The sequence below is a fragment of the Sulfitobacter sediminis genome (genome assembly GCF_040811725.1).
Taxonomy (GTDB): Bacteria; Pseudomonadota; Alphaproteobacteria; order Rhodobacterales; family Rhodobacteraceae; genus Sulfitobacter; species Sulfitobacter sediminis.
Genome location: NZ_JBFNXX010000002.1, coordinates 146,396 through 166,434 on the forward strand (window position 1 = coordinate 146,396; position 20,039 = coordinate 166,434).

A 20,039-nucleotide genomic window follows, 5' to 3' on the forward strand; every position below is an offset into this window, starting at 1 on the left:
TCGCAATGACGGCCCGGCAGGGTCGGATGAGCGTCAGGGAAAACAGGGAGGAATGACATGCCAAAGGACGGCGGCATCGGCGCCAGCACGAAGCGGCGCGAGGACATCCGGTTTCTGACGGGAACCGGCAATTACACCGACGACATCAACCTGCGCGGACAGGCCTACGTGCATTTTCTGCGCTCGGACATGGCGCACGGCAAGATCAACGGGATCGACACCTCCGCTGCCGCAGGCATGCCGGGCGTGCTGCGCATCTTCACGTCAAAGGACTTCGAGGCGGCGGGCGGGCTGCCCTGCGGCTGGCAGGTGACCGACAAGCACGGCCAGCCCATGCAGGAGCCCAAGCACCCGATCCTCGCCGAGGGCAAGGTTCGCCACGTGGGCGATCCCATCGCCGCCGTGGTGGCCGAGACCTACGAACAGGCGCGCGATGCGGCCGAAGCGATCGAACTCGATATCGAGGAATTGCCGGCGGTCATCGACATGAAGGCAGCGCTCGAGGATGGCGCCACCAAGGTGCATGACGATCTGACCTCGAACCTTTGCTATGACTGGGGCTTTGTCGAAGAGAACAAGGAAGCGGTGGCGCAGGCCTTCAAGGACGCGGCCCATGTCACAACGGTGGAGCTGATCAACAACCGCCTGGTACCCAACGCCATGGAGCCGCGGGTGGCCATCGGGGACTACAACCGCGCGAGCGGCGATTACACGCTTTATTCCACCACCCAGAACCCGCATGTGATCCGGCTCCTGATGGGGGCCTTCGTGCTGGGCATCCCCGAGCACAAGCTCAGGGTGGTGGCACCCGACGTGGGCGGCGGCTTCGGCTCCAAGATCTACCACTACGCCGAGGAGGCCTTCTGTACCTTCGCGGCCAAGGAACTCAATCGTCCGGTCAAATGGACCTGTTCGCGTACGGAAAGCTTCATCACCGATGCCCATGCGCGCGACCATGTGACCAAGATCGAACTGGCGCTCGACAAGGACAACAACTTCACCGCTGTCCGGACCGAGACCTATGCCAACATGGGCGCGTACCTCTCGACCTTCGCGCCCTCGATCCCCACATGGCTGCACGGCACGCTGATGGCGGGGAACTACAAGACCCCGCTCGTCTACGTGAACGTCAAGGCGGTCTTCACCAACACCGTGGCCGTGGACGCCTATCGCGGGGCCGGGCGGCCCGAGGCGACCTACCAGCTGGAGCGCGTCATCGACAAGGCGGCGCGGGAGCTGGGCGTCGATCCCATCGCCCTCAGACGGCAGAACTTCGTCACCGAGTTCCCCTACCAGACCCCGGTCGCGGTGGAATACGACAGCGGCGACTTCCACCGCCTGATGGACAAGCTCGAGGCCAACGCGGACTTCGGCGGCTTTGCCGCGCGCCGCAAGGCGTCCGAGGCGAAGGGCAAGCTGCGCGGCCTCGGCATCAACTGCTTTATCGAGGCCTGCGGCATCGCGCCCTCGAACCTCGTGGGCCAGCTTGGCGCGCGTGCGGGGCTCTACGAAAGTGCGACGGTGCGGGTGAATGCCACCGGGGGACTGGTGGTCATGACCGGATCGCACAGCCACGGGCAGGGGCATGAAACCGTCTTCCCGCAGGTCATCGCCGAGATGACCGGGCTTGATGCCAACATGGTCGAGATCCAGCACGGCGACACTGCCTCGACACCCATGGGCATGGGAACCTACGGTTCGCGCTCCATCGCGGTGGGCGGTCCGGCCATGGTGCGCGCGACCGAGAAGATCATCGCCAAGATGAAGAAGATCGCTGGTCACCTGCTGGAGGCCTCCGACAGCGACATCGAGCTGAAGGACGGGGCGTTCTCGGTCGCGGGCACGGACAAGTCCGTGGCCTGGGGCGACGTGACGCTGGCGGCCTATGTGCCGCACAACTACCCGCTGGAGGACATCGAGCCGGGTCTGGAGGAGACGGCGTTCTATGATCCCGCGAACTTCACCTATCCGGCGGGCGCCTATGCCTGCGAGGTGGAGGTCGATCCCGACACCGGCCAGGTCACGATCGAGAAGTTCACCACCGCCGACGACTTCGGCAACGTGATGAACCCGATGATCGTGGACGGGCAGGTGCACGGGGGCCTGACCCAAGGCATCGGACAGGCGCTGCTGGAAAACACCGCCTACGACGAGAACGGCCAGCTTCTGAGCGCGTCCTACATGGATTACGCGATGCCGCGCGCCTCGGACGTGCCCTTCTACTCGGTCGATCACTCCAACGGCACGCCCTGCACGCACAACCCCCTGGGCGTGAAGGGCTGTGGTGAGGCGGGGGCCATCGGCTCAACCCCCACCGTGGTGAACGCCGTGGTCGATGCGCTGCAGTCGGGTGGCCACAAGGTCGATCACGTGGACATGCCCGTGAGCCCGTCCAATGTCTGGGCGGCGATCCAGAAGGCCGGCTGAAGCGCTTCCGTCTGCCGGAGACCGGGGGGGGCAGCCCCCCGGACCCCCCGGAATTGTAGTGGAAAGATGAAGCAGGGGACGGGTCGCACGGATGCACCGAGGCCTCTGAGAGAAAGGAAAGACGATGTATAATTTCGACGTGGAACGGCCCAGCACGATCGCAGATGCGGTCAAGGCCCTGGGTCGGGAAGAGGCGCAAACCCTGAGCGGCGGGCAGACCCTGATCCCGACGCTGAAGGCGCGGCTGGCAGCCCCCTCGGTTCTGGTCTCGCTCACGGGGATCGACGAGATGAAGGGCGTCTGCATGGACGACGCGGGTCGGCTCTGCATCGGCGGCGGCACCACCCATGCAACCGTCGCGCGGGAGGCGGCGGCGCATTACCCGGCGCTGGCGTGGCTCGCGGGTCATATCGGCGACCCGGCGGTGCGCAACCGCGGCACGATCGGCGGCTCCATCGCCAACAACGACCCTTCGGCCTGCTATCCGGCGGGCGTGCTGGGCAGTGGTGCGACCATCGTGACGAACAACCGCGAGATCGCGGCGGACGACTATTTCAAGGGCATGTTCGAAACAGCGCTTGAAGAGGGCGAGATCGTCACCGAGGTAAAGTTCCCGGTCCCGAAGGCCGCGCATTACCAGAAGATCCTCCAGCCCGCCTCGCGCTTCCCGCTGGTGGCGAGCTTTGTCGCAAAGTTCGACGACGGCGTGCGCGTGGCCATCACCGGTGCGTCCAACAACGGCGTCTTCCGCTGGTCCGAGGCCGAAGCGGCGCTTGGCGGTAACTTCGCCGCCTCGGCGCTCGACGGTCTCAGCCTCGACGGCTCGAACATGATCTCCGATCTGCACGGCACCGGCGCCTACCGCGCGCACCTTTGCGCCGTCATGACCAGGCGCGCCGTCAGCGCTATCGGATAACAGCGGTCAAACCGCCGTATCTTGCGAAACCGCGTCCCGAGGGGGCGCGGTTTTTTGCTGATGTTATTGCATAGCGGAACGGGGTGGGCACAGGTGCGTTAGACTGCAAAGGCGACCCCATTGGGGAGTCGCACCCAAAGGACGTACAGGATGAAACAACTGATCAATTCAACCACCGCGCTGACGCTGAGCCTTGCGCTTGCGGTGCCGCATAACCTCGCCGCTCAGGGCGAGCCGCCGGTCTGCAACCCCGAGGCCGATGTCATCACCTTTCCCTGCAGCCTCGACGGCCAGGTGATCACGGGGCCCGGCGCGCTGAAGGAAGCGCTGAGGGCCGCGGCCGCGCCTGCCGAGACCGCGCAGGAAGAACGCCAGATCGCCGGGGATGCCGCCGCCGCTGAGGCCGAACGGCAGGCCGCAGAGCAGGCGGCGGCTGCCGAAGCGGAACGCCAAGCCGCAGAGCAGGCCGCCGCCGCTGAAGCTGAGCGTCAAGCGGCTGAACAGGCCGCTGCTGCCGAAGCCGAGCGTCAGGCCGCGGAACAGGTCGCCGCCGCTGAAGCCGAACGGCAGGCCGCAGAACAGGCCGCCGCCGCGGAAGCTGAACGGCAGGCCGCAGAACAGGCCGCCGCTGCTGAAGCCGAGCGTCAGGCGGCAGAACAGGCCGCCGCGGCTGCGGAGCGCCAGCAATTCAACCAGACCGACGCGGCCGTGGCTGAACGCCAGGCCGCCGAACGCGCAGAGGCCGAGGCCGCCGCGCTCGAAGAACAGCGCCGTGCCGCCCGGGCCGAGGAACTGGCTGCCGCAGCAGCCGCCGCTGCCGCTGCCGAGGCAGGACAGAGCGATGCGGAGGTCGTCACCGAGGAGGTGACCGAAGAAGCGGTGCGCAGCTCGAACGAGGAATTCGCCACCGCCGTGACCGGCGACCAGCAGGCGGAAACCCGTGATGACGGTGGCCTCAGCAAGTTCGAAAAGGCGCTGCTTCTGGGGCTTGGGGCCGTTGTCGTGGGCTCCGTGCTCAAGAACGGCGACCGCGTGGTCAGCAATTCCGGCGACCGCGTGGTGGTAGAGGACCCCAGTGGCGATCTGCGCGTGCTCAAGGACGACGATGCGCTGCTGCGCAGGCCCGGCGACGAGGTCCGCACTGAGACTTTCAACGACGGGTCGTCCCGCACGGTCGTGAACAAGCCCGATGGATCGCAGATCATCACCATCCGTGGCCGCGACGGCCGCGTGCTGCGCCGGGTCAGCGTTGACCCCCAGGGCAACCAGTACGTGCTTTTCGACGATCTGCAGGAAGAGGAACGGATCGTCGTGACCGACCTGCCCAGAGTGGAGCAGAACGCGCAACAGCTCAGCGCCACCAGCGACGACGCCCTGCGCGCGGCGCTCATGGCCGAGATGACGGCGCAGGAGCTTGGGCGTTTCTCGCTCCGCCAGGTGCGCGAGATTCGCGAGGTGCGCTCCCTTGCCCCGGAGCTTGAGCTTGACGCGGTGCGCTTCGAGACGGGCTCCGCCGCGATCCGGCCCGAGCAGGCGCGCAGCCTTGCCAAGATCGGCCGCACGCTGAGCGAGCTGATCGCACGCGATCCGCGCACCGTGATCCTGGTCGAGGGTCACACCGATGCGGTGGGCAGCGCCACCTACAATCTCGCGCTTTCAGACCGCCGCGCCGAGACTGTGGCGCTGGCACTGACGGAATATTTCGGCGTGCCGCCTGAGAACATGATCACGCAGGGATACGGCGAATCCGCACTGAAGGTGCCGACACTTGATGCCGAACCCGCAAACCGCCGCGCCGTGGTGCGTAACATCACGGCGCTGCTGCGCTAGTAACGTGATGGCCACGGCCGCCTGAGCCGTGGCCGCTCCGTTTCGGCGGGCATGGGACTAGCAGCTTGCCGCCGCCTGTTCCCGCGCCAATCGCCGCTGGTCGGCGTATTGTGCCGTCGGAATGCGCGGGGCACCGGCGGCCAGCACGATCCCGGACTTGCCGGCAAAGCAGGCCCAATCCATCCCCTGCTTGTTGGTCTCGCAGTAGGCATGCTCACTGCGAATGGCAGCCCTCAGCTCGGCCTCGCTGACCCCCGGCATCAGGGCGCTGCCGCCACTGGTCAGTGGCGGAAGCAGGAAAACCGCGTAGACGATAGCCGAGATCCCTGCCATCGCCAGGATGAAGATGCGGAAATTGAAGCCCATGTGCCGTGTCCCCCTGATCAGGCGCTAGCACGATGCCCTTAACGGCAGATGTAGAAAGGGCCGCGCCCGGTGGCACGGCCCTGAAAGACACCATCCGGGCATTCCCGGAAAGCGCTTCTATCATTTGTTGGGCAGCGGCCCGATCAGCATGACCATCTGGCGGCCTTCCATCTTGGGAAAGTTCTCGACCCGGCCATGTTCCTTGGTGTCCTCGGCCACCCGTTCAAGCAGCTCGCGCCCGAGATTCTGGTGCGCCATCTCGCGGCCACGAAAGCGCAGGGTGATCTTCACCTTGTCGCCGTTGTCGAGGAACTTGAAGACATTGCGCATCTTCACATCATAGTCGTTCTTGTCCGTGTTGGGGCGGAACTTGACCTCTTTGATCTCGATGATCTTCTGCTTCTTGCGCGCCTCGGATTCGCGCTTTTGCTGTTCGTACTTGAACTTGCCGAAATCCATGATCTTGCAGACGGGCGGATTGGCGTTCGGGGAAATCTCGACCAGGTCGAGGCCCGCTTCTTCGGCCATGTCCATGGCGCGGGCGGGGCTCACGACGCCGACATTCTCGCCGTCGGCGCCAATCAGTCGAATTTCGGGAGCACGGATATTTTCATTGACGCGCGGGCCCGTGTCACGGGTGGGCGGCGCGTTATGCGGTCTGCGAGCGATGGTGGTTATCCTTTGATTGTTCAGGTTTAATCGAGTGCGTAAACTACGCGCGCGGCGGGGCTTCTTCAAGTCGCTAAATTCCGCCAGCGGTGCCCGGAATAATTTAATTCCCCTTGAACCTTTTGGGGGCGCTGCGCATTTCATCCATGAAGCGCCCTGTGTCGGATGACGCTGTCAGGGCCCGGAAAATGGGGAAAGATACATGAGAAATCTGGTTTGGATCATCGTCGCCGGGATCGTCGCGATCGGAGGGTACATGCTCTATTCGGGCAAGTCACCGACCGAGCTCGCAACCGATGCGTCCCAGGCCGCGTCAGATGCCGCCGATGCCGTGAATGCGCCCGAAGCGCTCGAAGCGGCCAGCGAGGCCGCCGGAGATGCCGTCGAGGCCACGCAGGAGACCGTGACAGAAGCGGTTGAAGCCGTGCAGGAGGCCGCCAGCGATGCTGCGGCGGCTGTCGAAGAAGCCGCTGAGACTGCAGCCGAGGCCGCGTCCGAAGCCGCTGCCGAGGCAGGCGAAGCGGCACAGAACCTCGTCGATACCGCCGCTGAAACCGCGTCCGAAGCGGCCGACACGGCCGCCGAAGCCGCCAGCGATGCTGCTGCGGCCGTGACCGAGACAGCGCAGGAGGCCACCGAAGCCGCAACAGAGGCGGCCAGCGATGCAGCGGATGCCGTTACGGAGACTGCCACGGATGCTGCTGCCGCCGCATCTGACGCAGCAGAAAGCGCCGCCGATGCCGTGACCGGCACCGCCACCGACGCCGCCGAGGCGACCGAGGAAGCCGTGACCGAGACGGCAGATACCGTCGCTGAGACGGCGAGCGAGGCGGCAAGCGCCACCGCCGAGACCGCAACCGAGGCCGCGGAAGCGACGATCGAAGCAGCCAGCGAAGCCGCGGAAGCCACCACCGAGGCCGCAACCGAGGCTGCCGAAACGGCAACGGATGCAGCAGAGACCGCGACCGACAATGCCGCTGCAGCCGTGGATGCGACAACAGAGGAGACGGTGCCGGCAACCGATCTCGCATCCCCGTCCATGATGGAAGAGCTGCTGAGCGTCGATGGCTTCGACTTCGAGAAGGTCAGCGAGATGATCGAGAACTCCGAGCTTGGCGCGCTGCAAAAGACCACTCTGACGCAGGCGTTGCGGTCCGCGCAGGACAATCCCGACGCGCTCCGCGAGGTGCTGGAGCGTCTGCGCGAGGCACTCAACCTCTGAAGGCCAACGATCTGAAAGTCAAAAGCCGCGTCCGGGAGCGGGCGCGGCTTTTTCGTCTCGTTGGGAAGGGTGCCTTAACCAACGAAGGCTTTCTCCACCACGAAGTGCTTGGGGTCCGAGTTCGCCCCTTCCTCAAGGCCGAAACCTTCGAGGATGGCCATGATGTCCTTGTTGAACCCAAGACTCCCACAGACCATCGCACGGTCGGTCTCTGGCGTGATCCCGTCGATCCCGAGGTCGCGGAACACGGTCCCATCCTGCAACAGCGTCGTGATCCGCCCCATTTTCGGGCTCTCTTCGCGGGTGGTCGTTGGGTAGTAACGCAGCTTGGCAAGGTGGTCGGCACCGATCAGCTCTTGCATCAGCTCATCCGTTTTGAGTTTCTCGATCAAAAGCCGCCCATATTCCAGCTCAGCCACATCCCGACAGGTGTGGGTGATGATCACCTCATCGAACTTCTCGTAAGTTTCGGGATCGCGCAGAAGCGAGGCGAAGGGCGCAAAACCGGTGCCCGTGGCGAAGAACCAGATGCGCTTGCCCGGCAGCAGCGCGTCATGGACCAGCGTGCCGACGGGCTTGGGCCGCAGTATGATCTGATCGCCCGGCTGAATATGCTGGAGTTTCGAGGTCAGGGGGCCGTCCTGCACCTTGATCGAGTAGAACTCAAGCTCTTCGTCCCACGACGGCGAGGCGATGGAATAGGCGCGCAAAAGCGGCTTTTGCTTGCCCGTTGCCGGGTCCGGGTCGCCCATCAGCCCGATCATCACGAATTCGCCCGAGCGAAAGCGCAAGGACGCGGGCCGTGTCACACGGAAAGAGAACAGCCGGTCGGTCCAGTGCTGAACGGAAGTAACGGTCTGCGCGTCGGGTAGGGTCGGCACGGGCTTGGCGGCGGCTTGGTTCACAGGTCTCTGCTCGGTCATCTTCATATCGCGCGAGGGCGTGCTCGCGGCCTTACTGTTAGGGGATGGAAGGGGTTAAGGCAATCGGCGCTCACGCCGCAGGCTGGCCCCGCAGCCGCGCGCGGTGGTCGTGGGCTTGCCATTTGGCGCGGAAGAGCCACTGATCCTCGGGCTGGCGCACGGCGATATCGTCTGTCACCTCGACCTCGTCAAAGCCCGCACGGCGGGCCATGGCGTATTGATCGGCGATCAGATGGCCATGGGCGCGCAGGCGTCCCGTGTAACCCCGCAGGCGCAGCGCGCGGGCGATGGTAAAGCCGCGCCCGTCTGCAAAGCTGGGAAAGTCGATGCGGATGATCTGCAGGGCCGGGGTGAGGGCCACGTCCTCCGGCCGGGTATCCGAGGGCAAATGCAGCGCGCGGCAGTCATTGGCGGCACCGGGGCCGCAGAAATCGCCGGCCCAGTCGTCGGTGACAAAACCCGCGTCATTGATGAGTTGCGTCATGTGGATGCTCCCTGGCGGACCACTTTTCCGTTCTCGAAGTGGATGCCGCATTCGTCTTTTGCCGTGCCGCGCCAACGGCCTGCGCGGCTGTCTTCACCTTCCTTGACAGGCGAGGTGCAGGGCGCGCAGCCGATGGACGGATAGCCCCGCGCCACCAAGGGGTGCCGGGGAAGGTTGTTCTCGGCGATATATTCGGCGACGTCCTCGGCTGACCAGAAGGCCAGCGGGTTGATCTTGATCCGGTCGGGCCCGCCGTCGCGCATCTCGGTTTCGAAATGCGGCAGCGCCGCGCGCTGGCCGGACTGAAACCGCTTGCGCCCCGTGATCCAGCCGTCGAAGTCGCGCAAGGCCTTCTGCAAGGGCGCTGTCTTGCGCAGGGCGCAGCAGGCGTCGGGATCGCTCAGGTGCAACAGCCCGTCAGGGTCATGCAGCACCGCATCGGCGGCGCGCAACGTCGTGATCCGGGTGAGACCCAGCTTCACCGCCACCTCGCGCTGGTAGGCGAGCGTTTCGGGAAAAAGCATTTCGGTGTCGATGAAGAGCACCGGCAGATCGCGCTTTACCTTCGACGCAAGGTGCAGCAGCGCCCCCGATTCCGCCCCGAAGCTCGACACGAGCGCGAGCCGGGGCACGGCCTCGACCGCGGCGCGGATCACGTCAATGGCCTCATGGTGGCGCATCTGAACGTTGAGCCGCGCCGCGGTGGCGACGGGGCCGGGAACAGCCGTTGGGCTGCCGGTTCCGGCCCCGCCGCCGGGGGGGTGGGGCAGGTCAAGCGGCATCGGCGCGGGCCTCGGGGTAAAGCGCGGCCTTGAAGGGTGCGAGCCCGAGGCGGCGGTAGGTCTGCAAGAAGGTCTCGCCGGGATCGCGGCGCAGGTCGAGGTAGGTCAGCACCAGCCGTTCGATGGCCGGCACGATCTCGGACGCCGAGAATCCGGGCCCTGCGCGTTCACCCAGGGTGGCATCCTCGGCCCCGCTGCCGCCGAGCGTGATCTGGTAGTTCTCCACACCAGCCCGGTCGAGGCCGAGGATACCTATGTGCCCCACGTGATGATGTCCGCAGGCGTTGATGCAGCCCGATATCTTGATCTTGAGCGGGCCGATATCGTGTTCAAGCTTGAGCGCATCGAAATGCATGGTGATCTCCTGCGCGATCGGGATCGAGCGGGCGGTCGCCAGCGCGCAGTAGTCCATGCCGGGGCAGGCGATGATGTCCGAGATCAGCCCGATGTTGGCGGTGCCCAGCCCCTCGGCCTTGAGCGCCTGGTAAACCGACGGCAGGAAGGCGCGGTGGACATGGGGCAGGATCACGTTCTGCTCGTGGCTGATGCGCAGCTCGTCGTGGCCGTAGCGCTCGGCCAGCTGCGCCATAAGCCGCATCTGCCGCGCGGTGGCGTCGCCGGGTGTCTTGCCGTGCGCCTTTAGCGAGATGGTGACGATGGCGTAATCGGGGTTGCGGTGGGCGGCGAGGTTGGTGTTGGCCCAGCTGCGGAAGGTCGGGTCGTACTGGTAGGCGCTGTGGTAGGGCGCAAGGTCTTTGGTGAAGAAGGCGGGCGGGGCGAAATCGCCCTTGATCCTGGCGACCAGCGCGGGGTCAATCCCGCCGAACTGCGGCCTGATTTGCGCCAGCCTAGCGTCCACCTGCGCCCCAAACGCTTCGATTCCAGTCTCATGCAGGGTGATCTTAATGCGCGCCTTGTACTTGTTGTCGCGCCGTCCAAGCAGGTTGTAGACGCTGACGATGGCCTCGAGCGTCGGCAACAGGTCGTCCTCGGTCACGAAATCATAGAGCACCTTGCCGATCATCGGCGTGCGGCCAAGGCCGCCGCCCACGACGACCTCATAGCCAACCGCATCTCCGCGCAGCACGATCCGCAGGCCGATGTCATGGGCCATGATCACGGCGCGGTCGGCCTCCGACCCCGTCACTGCCACCTTGAACTTGCGTGGCAGGAACTGGAACTCGGGGTGATCCGTGGACCATTGGCGGATCAGCTCGGCCACCGGGCGCGGGTCCGCGACCTCATCGGCGGCGGCACCGGCGAAATGGTCGGCGGTCACGTTGCGGATGGTGTTGCCCGAGGTCTGGATGGCGTGCATCCCCACTTCGGCCAGCGCGTCCAGCATGTCGGGGACATCGCGCAGTTGAGGCCAGTTGAACTGGATGTTCTGGCGGGTCGTGAAATGCCCGTACCCCTTGTCCCAGCGCTCGGCGATATCGGCCAGCCGCGTCATCTGGCGGCTGTTCAAAGTGCCATAGGGGATCGCCACGCGCAGCATGTAGGCGTGGAGTTGCAGGTAAAGCCCGTTCATCAGGCGCAGCGGCTTGAATTCATCCTCGGTGAGGCTGCCGTCGAGGCGGCGTTCCACCTGCGTGCGGAACTGGGCGTTGCGCTCTTTCAGAAAGGCGTGGTCGAAGTCGGTGTAGTGGTACATCACAGATGCTCCTGCTTGCCGTGGGCATAGTTCGAGGGGCCTGTGGCGCGGAAATCCTCACGGAAATGGGTGGGATGGGGTACGCCGTCCTCGACGGTGACGTCAGCCAGGTAGACGCCGACCACCCGGTCGCTTTGGGCCGAAGCCTCGATGAGGCGCAAATCGGCGTCGGCCTCGTCGGTCAGCACTTCGGCCTGCGCCAGATCGCGGGTCCAGCCGTCCGGGGCGAGGTAGACGACATCGCCCTCAAGAAGCGCGTTGGCGGTGATGACCTTGGGCGTGAAGGGTTTGCGGGACATCAGGCCGTCTCCTCCAGTGCGAAGTTTTGTGCGGCCAGCGCCGCTGTGCGCGGCGCAAGGCCGAGGAAGGTCAGGGCGGGGCCGCGCATGTCGGCGGCGGCGATATCTTCGGCCATGCTCTGCAGAGTGGTCGAGAGAATGCGCTGCTCGGGGCGGGAGGCGTTCTCGATCACCGTCACCGGCGTCGCGCGGTCGGCCCCGTGCATCAGCAACCGGCCCTGCACAAAGCGCGCGGCGCGCTTGCCCATGTAGATCGCGGCAACCTCGCCCGGACGGGCGAGCGTGGCCCAGTCATGGTCTGCAAAGCCCTTCATGTCGTGGCCCGTCAGGAAGCGCACCGATCCGTTCCGGCCCCGGCGCGTCAGGCTCTGCCCGATGGCCGCCACGGCGGCGGAGGCCGAGGTGATCCCCGGTACGATGTGCCAGCCGATGCCATGGGCCTCGACGGCCTCGATCTCTTCATCGAGCCTGCCGAAAACGGTGGCATCGCCGGACTTGAGCCGCACCACCTGCGCGCCCCCTGCGGCATGTTGGATCAGCAGCGCGTTGATGTCGTCTTGCGCTGTCGAGGGGCCGAAGCCCTCCTTGCCCACGTCGATCATCACCGCCTCTCGGCGGGCGAGTTCAAGGATCGCCGGTGAGATCAGGCGGTCGTAGATCACCACGTCCGCCTCGTCGAGCGCGCGGCGCGCCTTGAGGGTCAGCAGTTCCGGATCGCCTGGCCCGCCACCGACAAAGGCCACATGGCCTGCACGGCTCGGACGGGTCAGATGATCCTCAAGCAGCGCGTCGAGGGCAGGGCGCAGATGCTCTTCGCCAGCGCTGATCGCCCGGGGACCGGCACCGAAGTAGAAGTCCCGCCAGAAATCGCGCCTGGCGCGGCCGAAGGGCAGGGCCTCGGCGAGGGTGCGGAAAGACTTGCCGATCCGCGCCAGAGGTCCAAGCGCTGCGGGCAGACGCTCCTCGAGATCGGCCTTGATGGCGCGGGCCAGAACCGGTGCCGCACCTTCGGTCCCGATGGCGACGGTCACCGGATCGCGGTCCACGATGGCGGGGGTGATAAAGGCGCTGTCGGCGAGGTTGTCCACGATATTGACGAGCGCCCCTTCGGCGCGCGCGATGCCTGCGGTGCGGCGGTCTTCCGCCGCATCCTCGTTGGCCGCATAAAAGAGGGCCGCGCAAAGCGCATCGCCCCGCTGCAGGGCACGGTGCGTCAGTCCGAGCTTGCCTGCTTCGGCCCAGCCTATGATCTCGGGGGCCGGTGCGGCGGCAAAAACGGAAATGCGCGCGGTTGTCTTCAGGAGCAGCCGCAGTTTCGCAAGCGCCGCATCGCCACCACCCGACAGGACGATATGGCGGCCGCGGGTGGCGATGAAGATCGGGAAATGGTCCATGGGAGATGCCCTTGCTACCGGTTATTTCCCTTGAGATTAGGACAATGTTCCGATAGTCCGCCAGTATGGGTGGTTAATAAGAACATTTGTTTCGTGGTTGGCGAAAAGACAAACGGACCGACCGCGTGAAGGGGAATAAAGCAGATGAACGTCCGAATTGACGACACAGACCGGAAAATCCTGGCCGAGCTGCAGCGCGACGCCAGCCAGTCTCTTGACGATATCGCGCGGCAGGTGGGCTCTTCCAAGACGCCGGTCTGGAACCGGATTCGCAAGCTGCGCGAGGCCGGGGTGATCGGCCAGCAGACCGTGATGCTGGATGCCGAGGCGCTGGGGTTCGAGGCCTGTTTCTTTGTCCTCATTCGCACCTCAGAGCACGAGGCGGAATGGCAGCGCAAGTTCCTCAAGGCCCTGCAGGACCGCCCGGAAGTACAGGAGGCGCACCGCCTGGCGGGGGATATCGATTATATTCTGAAGGTGCGGGTCAGGAACGCGCGGGCCTATGACGCCTTCTACCAGGCGCTGATTTCCGAGGTGCGGGTGCACAACGTCACGGCGCTTTTGTCGATGGAAGAGATCAAGTCGACGGTGGCTTTGCCCTTGTAAGGGTGATCCCGCGGACGCGCTTGCGCGCGACGACATTCCTGGCGGCGGCTGCACCGTGAGCCCCGGAGCCCGGCCTTGCCCTTGCCGTGAGGTGTTTTGAATGTGCTGAGAAGGTGTTCAGGGCGCTTTGCGTCCTGAACGACCTCTTTCCATGGTCTTCACGATTCGGTGCGGCCTCAAGGACAAGCCGCGCGAAGCGTGGTCGCTGCGCGATCCTTGACCCCGCGCCGAATCGCGGGTGTCAGGGCGTGATCATCAGGCGATCGAGCTTGTGGAAATGGTAGCTGTCGGCATAGCGCGGCGGCTCGGACAGGCGCATGTCGGGCAGGGCGGCAAAAAGCGCGGGCAGGGCGATCTGCAGTTCCAGCCGTGCCAGCGGGGCGCCCACGCAGAAATGCAGTCCCCCGCCAAAGGCCGCGTGGGCCTTGGACGGACGCGCCGGATCGAAGCGGGCCGGGTCATGCCAGACGGCGGGATCGCGGCCCGCCGCGCCAAGCACCAGGGCAACCTGTTGATCCTTTCTGAGACAGGTCCCGCCCAGGTCGATGTCCGCGTAGGCATAGCGGGTGAAGACGTGCAGCGGCGGATCGAAGCGCAGCAGTTCCTCGACCGTGCCCTCGATGGCACCGGGTGCCAGGGCCGCTGGCGGGGTGCCTGTCTCCAGCAACGCCTTCACCGCGTTGCCGATGCTGTGCACCGTGGCTTCGTGGCCCGCGTTCAACAGCAAAACGCAAGTGCCGATCAGCTCTGCTGGCGAGAGCCGGTCGCCGTCCGCCTCGGCGGCGATCAATTTGGTGATGAGGTCGTCGCGCGGGTCGCTGCGGCGCGCGGCGATGTATTCGGTCAGAAACTCCGTGAATGCGCGGCTGGCGCGCTCCGCCGCGTCCTCGGTCGCGCGGCTGCGCCCCGCCTGGTACATCGCGACCATCGCCGTGGACCAGCGCAGCAGCTCCGGTGCCATCTCCTCCGGCACACCCAGCAGCCGTGCGATCACCCGCACGGGCAGCTGCGTGCAATAGGCCGGGATCAGATCGAAGGCCCCGTCGCGGGGCAGCGCGGCCAAGAGGTCATCGGCAATCGCTTCGATCTCGGGCCGCAGCCCGGCGATCCGGCGCGAGGTGAAGGCCCGCAGAACCAGCGCGCGCAGCCGCGTATGGCGTGGCGGCTCCATGTCGAGCAGCGAGGCATCCTCGAGCGCCTGCCAGGCGCGCAGGTGGTCCGGCGCGGGGGCGACCAGATGTGCGGGCCGCGCGCGCCCCAGCCGCCGGTCGCGCAGCAGTGCCTGCACTGTTGCCGCGTCGAAGGCGGCGGCCATGCCGTAATCCTCCCAGAACACCACGGGGCCCGCGGCGTGGGCGCGGTCGTAGAACGCATAGGGGTTCTGGACGAAATCGGGGTCCAGCGGCGATTGGTGCAACACTTTCATAAGCCCAGAGAAACCGGGCAGGGCTGGTCATTGCAAGGGGGCTGGGGCAATCTTGCGCAATGACGGATGGATTGCGCCAGAGAGCCCTCTTCGTGCTCGCCTTTCTCGGTGTCGTTCTGCTGCTGGCAGGCGGGGTCTGGCGCTATGCCTATCAGCAGGGGCTCGACCAGCTTGCCGCGCGCGGGCAGGCGGACCTTGCCCTCGCGGGCGACCGGCTGGTCGGGCAACTGCAGCGCTACCGCGACCTCGCGGTGCTGATGGCCGATCACCCGGGCATCGACCGTGCCCTGCGCGCGGGACCGTCGGAGGATACGACCGACCTGCTTCTGGAAGTGGCGGACAAATCCGCCGCCCTCGACGTGCTGGTGCTCGGCCCGGAGGGCCGCGTCGTGATCTCCGCATCGGGGAGACCGCCCGTCGATCTAAGCCGCTACGCCCACGTCCGGCGTGCCCTGCGCGGCGCGCTTGGCTGGGGGCACGGCCCGGCGGAACCGCTGACCCAGCGCGCCTTCTTTCACGCCGCGCCGATCTTTGACGCTGCCGGCAAGGTGCAGGGCGCCCTTGTCGTCATCACCGATCTGAACGGGATCGACTACAACTGGCGCGGCACCAACCCGGCCGCTTTCTTCACCGATGCGCAGGGCGAGGTCTATATCTCCAACCGCTCCGAATTGCTCTTCTGGACCCGTCCCGAAGGGAGCCCGGGCCTGATTCCACCCACCGGCGATGCGCCACCCTTCTCGGCGCGGATGTTCGGGCCGCACGAGCTCTGGCAGCTGGGCTGGGGCCCCTACCTGCCGGGCGAGGCGTTGCACCTGACGCAGGCGCTGCCGGTGATCGGGATGACGGGCGAGGTGCTGCTCGACGTCGGCCAGACCCGCGCGCTGGCGCTGGCGCAGGCGGCGGCGGTGGCGGCGCTGTGCCTTGCTTTCGGATCGCTGCTCTTTCTTGCGTCGGAACGGCGGCGCACGCTTGCCGCCGCGAACCGCCAGCTCGAGGCGCGGGTGGCCGAGCGCACGACGGCGCTGCGCGAGACGAACGAGATGCTGCTGGCCGAGGCGGCGGAGCGGGAGGAGGCACAGGCCGCGCTGCGCCAGGCGCAGGACGATCTGGTGCAGGCGGGCAAGCTCAGCGCGCTGGGGCAGATGTCCGCCGGCATCAGCCATGAGCTGAACCAGCCGCTGATGGCGATCCGGTCCTTCGCCGACAACGCGGTGCAGTTCCTGTCCCGCGGCAAGCCCGAGCGCGCCCAGGACAATCTGCGCCGTATCTCCGACATGACTGGGCGGATGGGGCGCATCATTCAGAACCTGCGCGCCTTCGCGCGGCAGGAGAACCTGTCTCAGGGCCGGGTCGACGTGAACGCGGTGCTTGAATCCGCGCTCGAGCTGACGCGCGGACACCGGGAAGGGGCGGGTGTCGAGATCATTCATCGCCCCGCAGAGGGCGAGATCTGGGTGCGCGGCGGCGAGGTGCGGCTGGGACAGGTCTTTGTCAATCTCATCACCAATGCGGTCGATGCCATGGAAGGCCAGCCCGACAAGACGCTCACCATCGAGGTCACCTCGGGCGAGGCGGTGACCGTGCAGTTCCGCGACACCGGACCGGGGATCGAAATGCCCGACAAGGTCTTCGATCCGTTCTACACGACAAAACAGGTGGGAGAGACCGGGGGCATGGGTCTGGGCCTGTCGATAAGCTACGGCATTGTCCAGAGCTTCGGTGGCCAGATCAAGGGCAGCAACCTGCAGGACGGCGGTGCGGTCTTTACCGTCACGCTTGACCCTGCCTCTGACGCGGCGGCGGCGGCATGAGCGGACAGGTCCTTCTGGTCGATGACGATGCGGCGGTGCGCGAGGCGCTTGCGCAGACACTGGAACTGGCCGACCTGCACCCGATCGCCGCAGGCTCCTTCGTTGCCGCCAAGGACCGGATCACGCCGGCCTTCGAAGGGGTGATCCTCTCGGACATCCGCATGCCGGGGCGCGACGGGTTTCACCTGCTGGACTACGCCCAGGGGCAGGACCCCGATCTGCCCGTGATCCTGCTGACGGGCGAGGGCGATATTCCCATGGCGGTCTCGGCCATGGGCAAGGGGGCTTTCGGTTTTCTGGAGAAACCCTGCGCCCCCGCCGAACTGATCAGCACGCTGGAGCGGGCGCTGAAAACCCGTGCGCTGGTTCTGGAAAACCGCCGCCTGCGCCATCTTGTCGAGACCGGCGACCCGGCCGCCCGGATGCTTTTCGGGACGTCCGAACTGGCCGAGCGGTTGCGCGCGCAGGTGCGCATCGTTGCGCAGGCCGAGGGGGATGCGCTGGTCACCGGCGCCCCCGGTTCCGGCATTTCAAAGGTGGCGGAGGTGATCCACCTCAGCTCCGTGCGGTCAAAGGCGCCTTTCGTCAAGCGCGCCGCGGCGGCACTCACCCCGGATGAGCTGAACGCCGCTTTGAGGGAAGCGGAAAGCGGCAGCCTCTTCATCGACGAGGTTTCTCACCTGCCGCCTCAGGCGCAGCTGGCGCTGAGCGAGGCGGACAGCGCGCTCAACGGCGTCTGCCTGATTGCCGGGAATACCCGCGACCTAGCGGCTGAAATGCAGGCCGGGCGCTTCAACGCCGATCTCTATTACCGCCTCGAGGCGCTCAGTGTCCGCATTCCCTCGCTTGCCGAACGGCCCGAGGACATCCCGGTGATGTTCCGCCGCTACGTGGCGCAGGCTGCCGAACAGGCGGGGCTGCAGGCCCCCGAGGTGACGCCCGGAGTGATCGCGGGGTTGATGGCGCGGGATTGGCCGGGCAATGCGCGGGCGCTGATGTCGGCAGCGATGCGTTTCGTCATGGGCCTTCCCGAGGGGATCACGCCCGATGCGACCATGGGGCTTACCGAACAGATGTCAATGATCGAGCAATCCCTGCTCGAGACCGCCTTGCGCCGGGCCAAGGGTCAGGCCAGCGCCGCCGCAGAGGCGCTCAAGCTGCCGCGCAAGACATTCTACGACAAACTCGCTCGCTACGGTCTGCGCGCGGAGGATTTCCGCCAATAGCCTGTGCGGATTTCCGCACAGGTCGGATTTTGGCTGTGCGGAAATTCGCACAAGGTATTTCCCGCGCTAGCGCTACCATCCACCGGATGCTTTTCAAGCATCTGATTTATCGTCCAAAAGTTTGAACAGGGATCACCCGATCCAGCGGACTTGTGAGCCGGTCCCAGGGCGCGTCTTATGAGATCAGCGCAGGTGTATCCCTGCCAAAACCTGATTCGAAATCTCTGGGAGGAGACCTCAATGAAATTTCTGACTGCTGCCGCACTGGCACTTTCCGTATCCGCAGGCGCTGTTGCTGCGGCCTGCGACGATGGCGAGATCGTCATCAAGTTCAGCCACGTGACCAACACCGACAAACACCCCAAGGGCATCGCCGCCTCTCTCCTGATGGAGCGGGTGAACGAGGAGATGAACGGCAAGGCCTGCATGGAAGTCTTCCCGAACTCCACGCTCTACGATGACGACAAGGTGCTCGAAGCGATGCTGCAGGGCGACGTGCAGATGGCCGCGCCCTCGCTGTCGAAGTTCGAGCAGTTCACCAAGGTGTTCCGCATCTTCGACCTGCCCTTCATGTTCAAGAACATCGAAGCCGTCGATGCCTTCCAGAACTCCGAGACCGGCCAGGCCATGAAAGCCTCGATGGAGCGTCGCGGCCTGCTGGGCCTGCAGTTCTGGCACAACGGTATGAAGCAGATGTCTGCGAACAAGCCGCTGGTCCTGCCGTCGGATGCCGCCGGGCTGAAGTTCCGCGTGCAGCCCTCCGAGGTGATCAAGGCGCAGATGGAAGCCATCGGCGTGAGCCCGCAGCCCATGGCCTTCTCCGAAGTCTACGGCGCGCTGCAGACCGGGGTTGTGGACGGGCAGGAGAACACCTGGTCCAACATCTACGGCCAGAAGTTCTTTGAAGTGCAGGACGGCATCACCGAGACCAACCACGGCATCATCGACTACATGGTCGTGACTTCCGTGGACTGGTGGGAAAGCCTGGATGCCGACGTGCGCGACCAGCTTGCCACGATCCTCGAGGAAGTGACGGTCGAGCGTAACGCGGCGGTGGGCCAGGTCGATGCCGAGGCGCGCCAGGCGGTGCTGGACGCAGGTTCCAAGATCGTGGAACTGACACCGGATCAGCGCCAGGCCTGGGTCGATGCGATGAAACCCGTCTGGGACCAGTTCATCGATGACGTGGGCCAGGAGAACGTGGACGCCGCACAGGCGATCAACGCCGGCTTCTGATAGCTGAACAAGACACTGGCGAAGGCCCGGCTCCGGATCGGGGCCGGGCCTTCGCGCAGGCTGACTGACAGACGGGGGGAGCCGATGTCGACTTATGAACCGAAAGGTGCCCTGGGCCGGTTCGTGCACGAGTTCGAGGAGACGGCGATTGCCATCATTCTCGGACTGATGACGATCCTGACCTTCATCAACGTGGTGCTGCGCTACGGCTTCAACACCGGGATCATCTGGGGGCTGGAGGCGGTAACCTTCCTCTTTGCCTGGCTGGTGCTCTTCGGCGTCTCCTACGCGGTCAAGGTCACCGCGCATCTCGGGGTGGATGCGGTGATCAACCTCTTTTCCGGCGGCGCGCGCAAGGTGCTGACGGTGATCGCGGCGGCGATCTGCGTGATCTACGCGATGATGCTGCTGAAAGGCGCCTGGGACTACTGGGCGCCCTTTGCCGGGATGGACGTCACATCGGGGCGCTGGTTCCCCACCGGCTTCACGCCGACGCGGGATCAGGCCTGGTACGAGACCATCGACATGCCCATGCCCGAGTGGCTGCGGTTCATCGAGCCCATCATGAACGAGGGCGAGGAATACGAGAAACTGCCGCGCTTCATTCCTTACGCGATGCTGCCCTTCGGCATGGCCTTGCTTCTGTTTCGCTTCATCCAGGTCTTTATCGCCGTCGTGAAGGGCCAGAAGGACAGTCTGATCGTCAGCCACGAGGTCGAAGAGCAGATCGAAGACGTCAAACATATGAACGCGGGGAACTGAGAC

18 protein-coding genes are annotated in these 20,039 nt (G+C 65.6%); 9 read left to right on the forward strand and 9 right to left on the reverse strand.

The genetic code is table 11. The features are described from left to right. The first annotated feature begins 57 nt into the window (after positions 1 to 57). From AB2B41_RS03275 to AB2B41_RS03285, 3 genes are all read left to right on the forward strand, one after another. On the forward strand, positions 58 to 2,427 hold the full coding sequence (locus AB2B41_RS03275; RefSeq protein ID WP_367876315.1) for a xanthine dehydrogenase family protein molybdopterin-binding subunit: 2,370 nt from the start codon (positions 58 to 60) through the stop codon (positions 2,425 to 2,427). Between the two features lie 124 nt (positions 2,428 to 2,551). After that, positions 2,552 to 3,343, forward strand: coding sequence for an FAD binding domain-containing protein (locus AB2B41_RS03280; RefSeq protein ID WP_367876316.1), 792 nt, complete (start codon positions 2,552 to 2,554; stop codon positions 3,341 to 3,343). Positions 3,344 to 3,493: 150 nt separating this feature from the next. Further along, the gene (locus AB2B41_RS03285; RefSeq protein WP_367876317.1) at positions 3,494 to 5,173 is read left to right on the forward strand and encodes an OmpA family protein; all 1,680 of its coding nucleotides are present in this window, start codon (positions 3,494 to 3,496) and stop codon (positions 5,171 to 5,173) included. 57 nt (positions 5,174 to 5,230) lie between these two features. Here AB2B41_RS03285 and AB2B41_RS03290 read toward each other — a convergent pair whose 3' ends face one another. Next, complete coding sequence (locus tag AB2B41_RS03290) at positions 5,231 to 5,539, reverse strand: hypothetical protein (protein ID WP_367876318.1); 309 nt, start codon at positions 5,537 to 5,539, stop codon at positions 5,231 to 5,233. 120 nt (positions 5,540 to 5,659) lie between these two features. Beyond that, positions 5,660 to 6,352: a translation initiation factor IF-3 gene (infC, locus tag AB2B41_RS03295; RefSeq protein ID WP_474104439.1), complete on the reverse strand. Its 693-nt coding sequence runs from the start codon at positions 6,350 to 6,352 to the stop codon at positions 5,660 to 5,662. 58 nt (positions 6,353 to 6,410) lie between these two features. Here infC and AB2B41_RS03300 point away from each other — a divergent pair, with 58 nt between their 5' ends. Beyond that, positions 6,411 to 7,430: a translation initiation factor 3 gene (locus tag AB2B41_RS03300; RefSeq protein ID WP_367876319.1), complete on the forward strand. Its 1,020-nt coding sequence runs from the start codon at positions 6,411 to 6,413 to the stop codon at positions 7,428 to 7,430. Between the two features lie 74 nt (positions 7,431 to 7,504). Here AB2B41_RS03300 and AB2B41_RS03305 read toward each other — a convergent pair whose 3' ends face one another. The 6 genes from AB2B41_RS03305 to cysG all read right to left on the reverse strand — a co-directional run bounded on the left by AB2B41_RS03305 (position 7,505) and on the right by cysG (position 12,966). Further along, complete coding sequence (locus AB2B41_RS03305; protein WP_367876320.1) at positions 7,505 to 8,353, reverse strand: ferredoxin--NADP reductase; 849 nt, start codon at positions 8,351 to 8,353, stop codon at positions 7,505 to 7,507. Between the two features lie 70 nt (positions 8,354 to 8,423). Then, positions 8,424 to 8,837 carry a DUF934 domain-containing protein gene (locus AB2B41_RS03310; RefSeq protein ID WP_367876321.1) on the reverse strand — a complete coding sequence of 138 codons (414 nt, stop codon included), beginning with the start codon at positions 8,835 to 8,837 and terminating at the stop codon, positions 8,424 to 8,426. After that, positions 8,834 to 9,619: a phosphoadenylyl-sulfate reductase gene (locus AB2B41_RS03315; RefSeq protein ID WP_367876322.1), complete on the reverse strand. Its 786-nt coding sequence runs from the start codon at positions 9,617 to 9,619 to the stop codon at positions 8,834 to 8,836. Before AB2B41_RS03315 ends, AB2B41_RS03310 begins: the two co-directional genes overlap by 4 nt. Further along, the gene (locus AB2B41_RS03320; RefSeq protein WP_367876323.1) at positions 9,609 to 11,273 is read right to left on the reverse strand and encodes a nitrite/sulfite reductase; all 1,665 of its coding nucleotides are present in this window, start codon (positions 11,271 to 11,273) and stop codon (positions 9,609 to 9,611) included. Before AB2B41_RS03320 ends, AB2B41_RS03315 begins: the two co-directional genes overlap by 11 nt. Further along, complete coding sequence (locus AB2B41_RS03325; protein WP_367876324.1) at positions 11,273 to 11,572, reverse strand: DUF2849 domain-containing protein; 300 nt, start codon at positions 11,570 to 11,572, stop codon at positions 11,273 to 11,275. The genes AB2B41_RS03320 and AB2B41_RS03325 overlap by 1 nt, the downstream gene beginning before the upstream one ends. Then, positions 11,572 to 12,966, reverse strand: a complete 1,395-nt coding sequence (cysG, locus tag AB2B41_RS03330) for a siroheme synthase CysG (protein ID WP_367876325.1) — start codon at positions 12,964 to 12,966, stop codon at positions 11,572 to 11,574. The genes AB2B41_RS03325 and cysG overlap by 1 nt, the downstream gene beginning before the upstream one ends. Before the next feature lie 144 nt (positions 12,967 to 13,110). Between cysG and AB2B41_RS03335 the strand changes: the two genes are divergently transcribed. Further along, the gene (locus AB2B41_RS03335; RefSeq protein ID WP_367876326.1) at positions 13,111 to 13,572 is read left to right on the forward strand and encodes an Lrp/AsnC family transcriptional regulator; all 462 of its coding nucleotides are present in this window, start codon (positions 13,111 to 13,113) and stop codon (positions 13,570 to 13,572) included. A 241-nt stretch (positions 13,573 to 13,813) separates the two neighbouring features. Here the strand turns inward: AB2B41_RS03335 and AB2B41_RS03340 are convergent, their stop codons facing one another. Beyond that, the gene (locus AB2B41_RS03340; RefSeq protein WP_367876327.1) at positions 13,814 to 14,998 is read right to left on the reverse strand and encodes a cytochrome P450; all 1,185 of its coding nucleotides are present in this window, start codon (positions 14,996 to 14,998) and stop codon (positions 13,814 to 13,816) included. A 59-nt stretch (positions 14,999 to 15,057) separates the two neighbouring features. On the opposite strand from AB2B41_RS03340, the gene AB2B41_RS03345 reads away from it, so the two are divergent. From AB2B41_RS03345 to AB2B41_RS03360, 4 genes are all read left to right on the forward strand, one after another. Further along, positions 15,058 to 16,812 carry an ATP-binding protein gene (locus AB2B41_RS03345; protein ID WP_367876328.1) on the forward strand — a complete coding sequence of 585 codons (1,755 nt, stop codon included), beginning with the start codon at positions 15,058 to 15,060 and terminating at the stop codon, positions 16,810 to 16,812. After that, positions 16,809 to 18,038: a sigma-54-dependent transcriptional regulator gene (locus AB2B41_RS03350; RefSeq protein WP_367876329.1), complete on the forward strand. Its 1,230-nt coding sequence runs from the start codon at positions 16,809 to 16,811 to the stop codon at positions 18,036 to 18,038. The genes AB2B41_RS03345 and AB2B41_RS03350 overlap by 4 nt, the downstream gene beginning before the upstream one ends. Before the next feature lie 240 nt (positions 18,039 to 18,278). After that, positions 18,279 to 19,274 (forward strand): DctP family TRAP transporter solute-binding subunit, encoded by a 996-nt coding sequence (locus AB2B41_RS03355; protein WP_367876330.1) that lies wholly within the window; start codon positions 18,279 to 18,281, stop codon positions 19,272 to 19,274. Positions 19,275 to 19,358: 84 nt separating this feature from the next. Further along, a complete protein-coding gene (locus tag AB2B41_RS03360) occupies positions 19,359 to 20,036 on the forward strand; it encodes a TRAP transporter small permease (protein ID WP_367876331.1) in 678 nt (225 codons plus the stop codon). Positions 20,037 to 20,039 lie beyond the last annotated feature (3 nt).

What these genes read in the sequence shown, in the direction of transcription:
- AB2B41_RS03285 (WP_367876317.1), top strand. Translation starts at nt 3,494, where the DNA reads ATGAAACAACTGATCAATTCAACCACCGCGCTGACGCTGAGCCTTGCG.
- AB2B41_RS03350 (WP_367876329.1), top strand. Translation starts at nt 16,809, where the DNA reads ATGAGCGGACAGGTCCTTCTGGTCGATGACGATGCGGCGGTGCGCGAG.
- AB2B41_RS03280 (WP_367876316.1), top strand. Translation starts at nt 2,552, where the DNA reads ATGTATAATTTCGACGTGGAACGGCCCAGCACGATCGCAGATGCGGTC.
- AB2B41_RS03315 (WP_367876322.1), bottom strand. Translation starts at nt 9,619, where the DNA reads ATGCCGCTTGACCTGCCCCACCCCCCCGGCGGCGGGGCCGGAACCGGC.
- AB2B41_RS03335 (WP_367876326.1), top strand. Translation starts at nt 13,111, where the DNA reads ATGAACGTCCGAATTGACGACACAGACCGGAAAATCCTGGCCGAGCTG.
- AB2B41_RS03310 (WP_367876321.1), bottom strand. Translation starts at nt 8,837, where the DNA reads ATGACGCAACTCATCAATGACGCGGGTTTTGTCACCGACGACTGGGCC.
- AB2B41_RS03305 (WP_367876320.1), bottom strand. Translation starts at nt 8,353, where the DNA reads ATGACCGAGCAGAGACCTGTGAACCAAGCCGCCGCCAAGCCCGTGCCG.
- AB2B41_RS03325 (WP_367876324.1), bottom strand. Translation starts at nt 11,572, where the DNA reads ATGTCCCGCAAACCCTTCACGCCCAAGGTCATCACCGCCAACGCGCTT.
- AB2B41_RS03360 (WP_367876331.1), top strand. Translation starts at nt 19,359, where the DNA reads ATGTCGACTTATGAACCGAAAGGTGCCCTGGGCCGGTTCGTGCACGAG.
- cysG (WP_367876325.1), bottom strand. Translation starts at nt 12,966, where the DNA reads ATGGACCATTTCCCGATCTTCATCGCCACCCGCGGCCGCCATATCGTC.
- AB2B41_RS03345 (WP_367876328.1), top strand. Translation starts at nt 15,058, where the DNA reads ATGACGGATGGATTGCGCCAGAGAGCCCTCTTCGTGCTCGCCTTTCTC.
- AB2B41_RS03340 (WP_367876327.1), bottom strand. Translation starts at nt 14,998, where the DNA reads ATGAAAGTGTTGCACCAATCGCCGCTGGACCCCGATTTCGTCCAGAAC.
- AB2B41_RS03300 (WP_367876319.1), top strand. Translation starts at nt 6,411, where the DNA reads ATGAGAAATCTGGTTTGGATCATCGTCGCCGGGATCGTCGCGATCGGA.
- AB2B41_RS03320 (WP_367876323.1), bottom strand. Translation starts at nt 11,273, where the DNA reads ATGTACCACTACACCGACTTCGACCACGCCTTTCTGAAAGAGCGCAAC.
- AB2B41_RS03290 (WP_367876318.1), bottom strand. Translation starts at nt 5,539, where the DNA reads ATGGGCTTCAATTTCCGCATCTTCATCCTGGCGATGGCAGGGATCTCG.
- infC (WP_474104439.1), bottom strand. Translation starts at nt 6,352, where the DNA reads ATGAAATGCGCAGCGCCCCCAAAAGGTTCAAGGGGAATTAAATTATTC.
- AB2B41_RS03355 (WP_367876330.1), top strand. Translation starts at nt 18,279, where the DNA reads ATGAAATTTCTGACTGCTGCCGCACTGGCACTTTCCGTATCCGCAGGC.
- AB2B41_RS03275 (WP_367876315.1), top strand. Translation starts at nt 58, where the DNA reads ATGCCAAAGGACGGCGGCATCGGCGCCAGCACGAAGCGGCGCGAGGAC.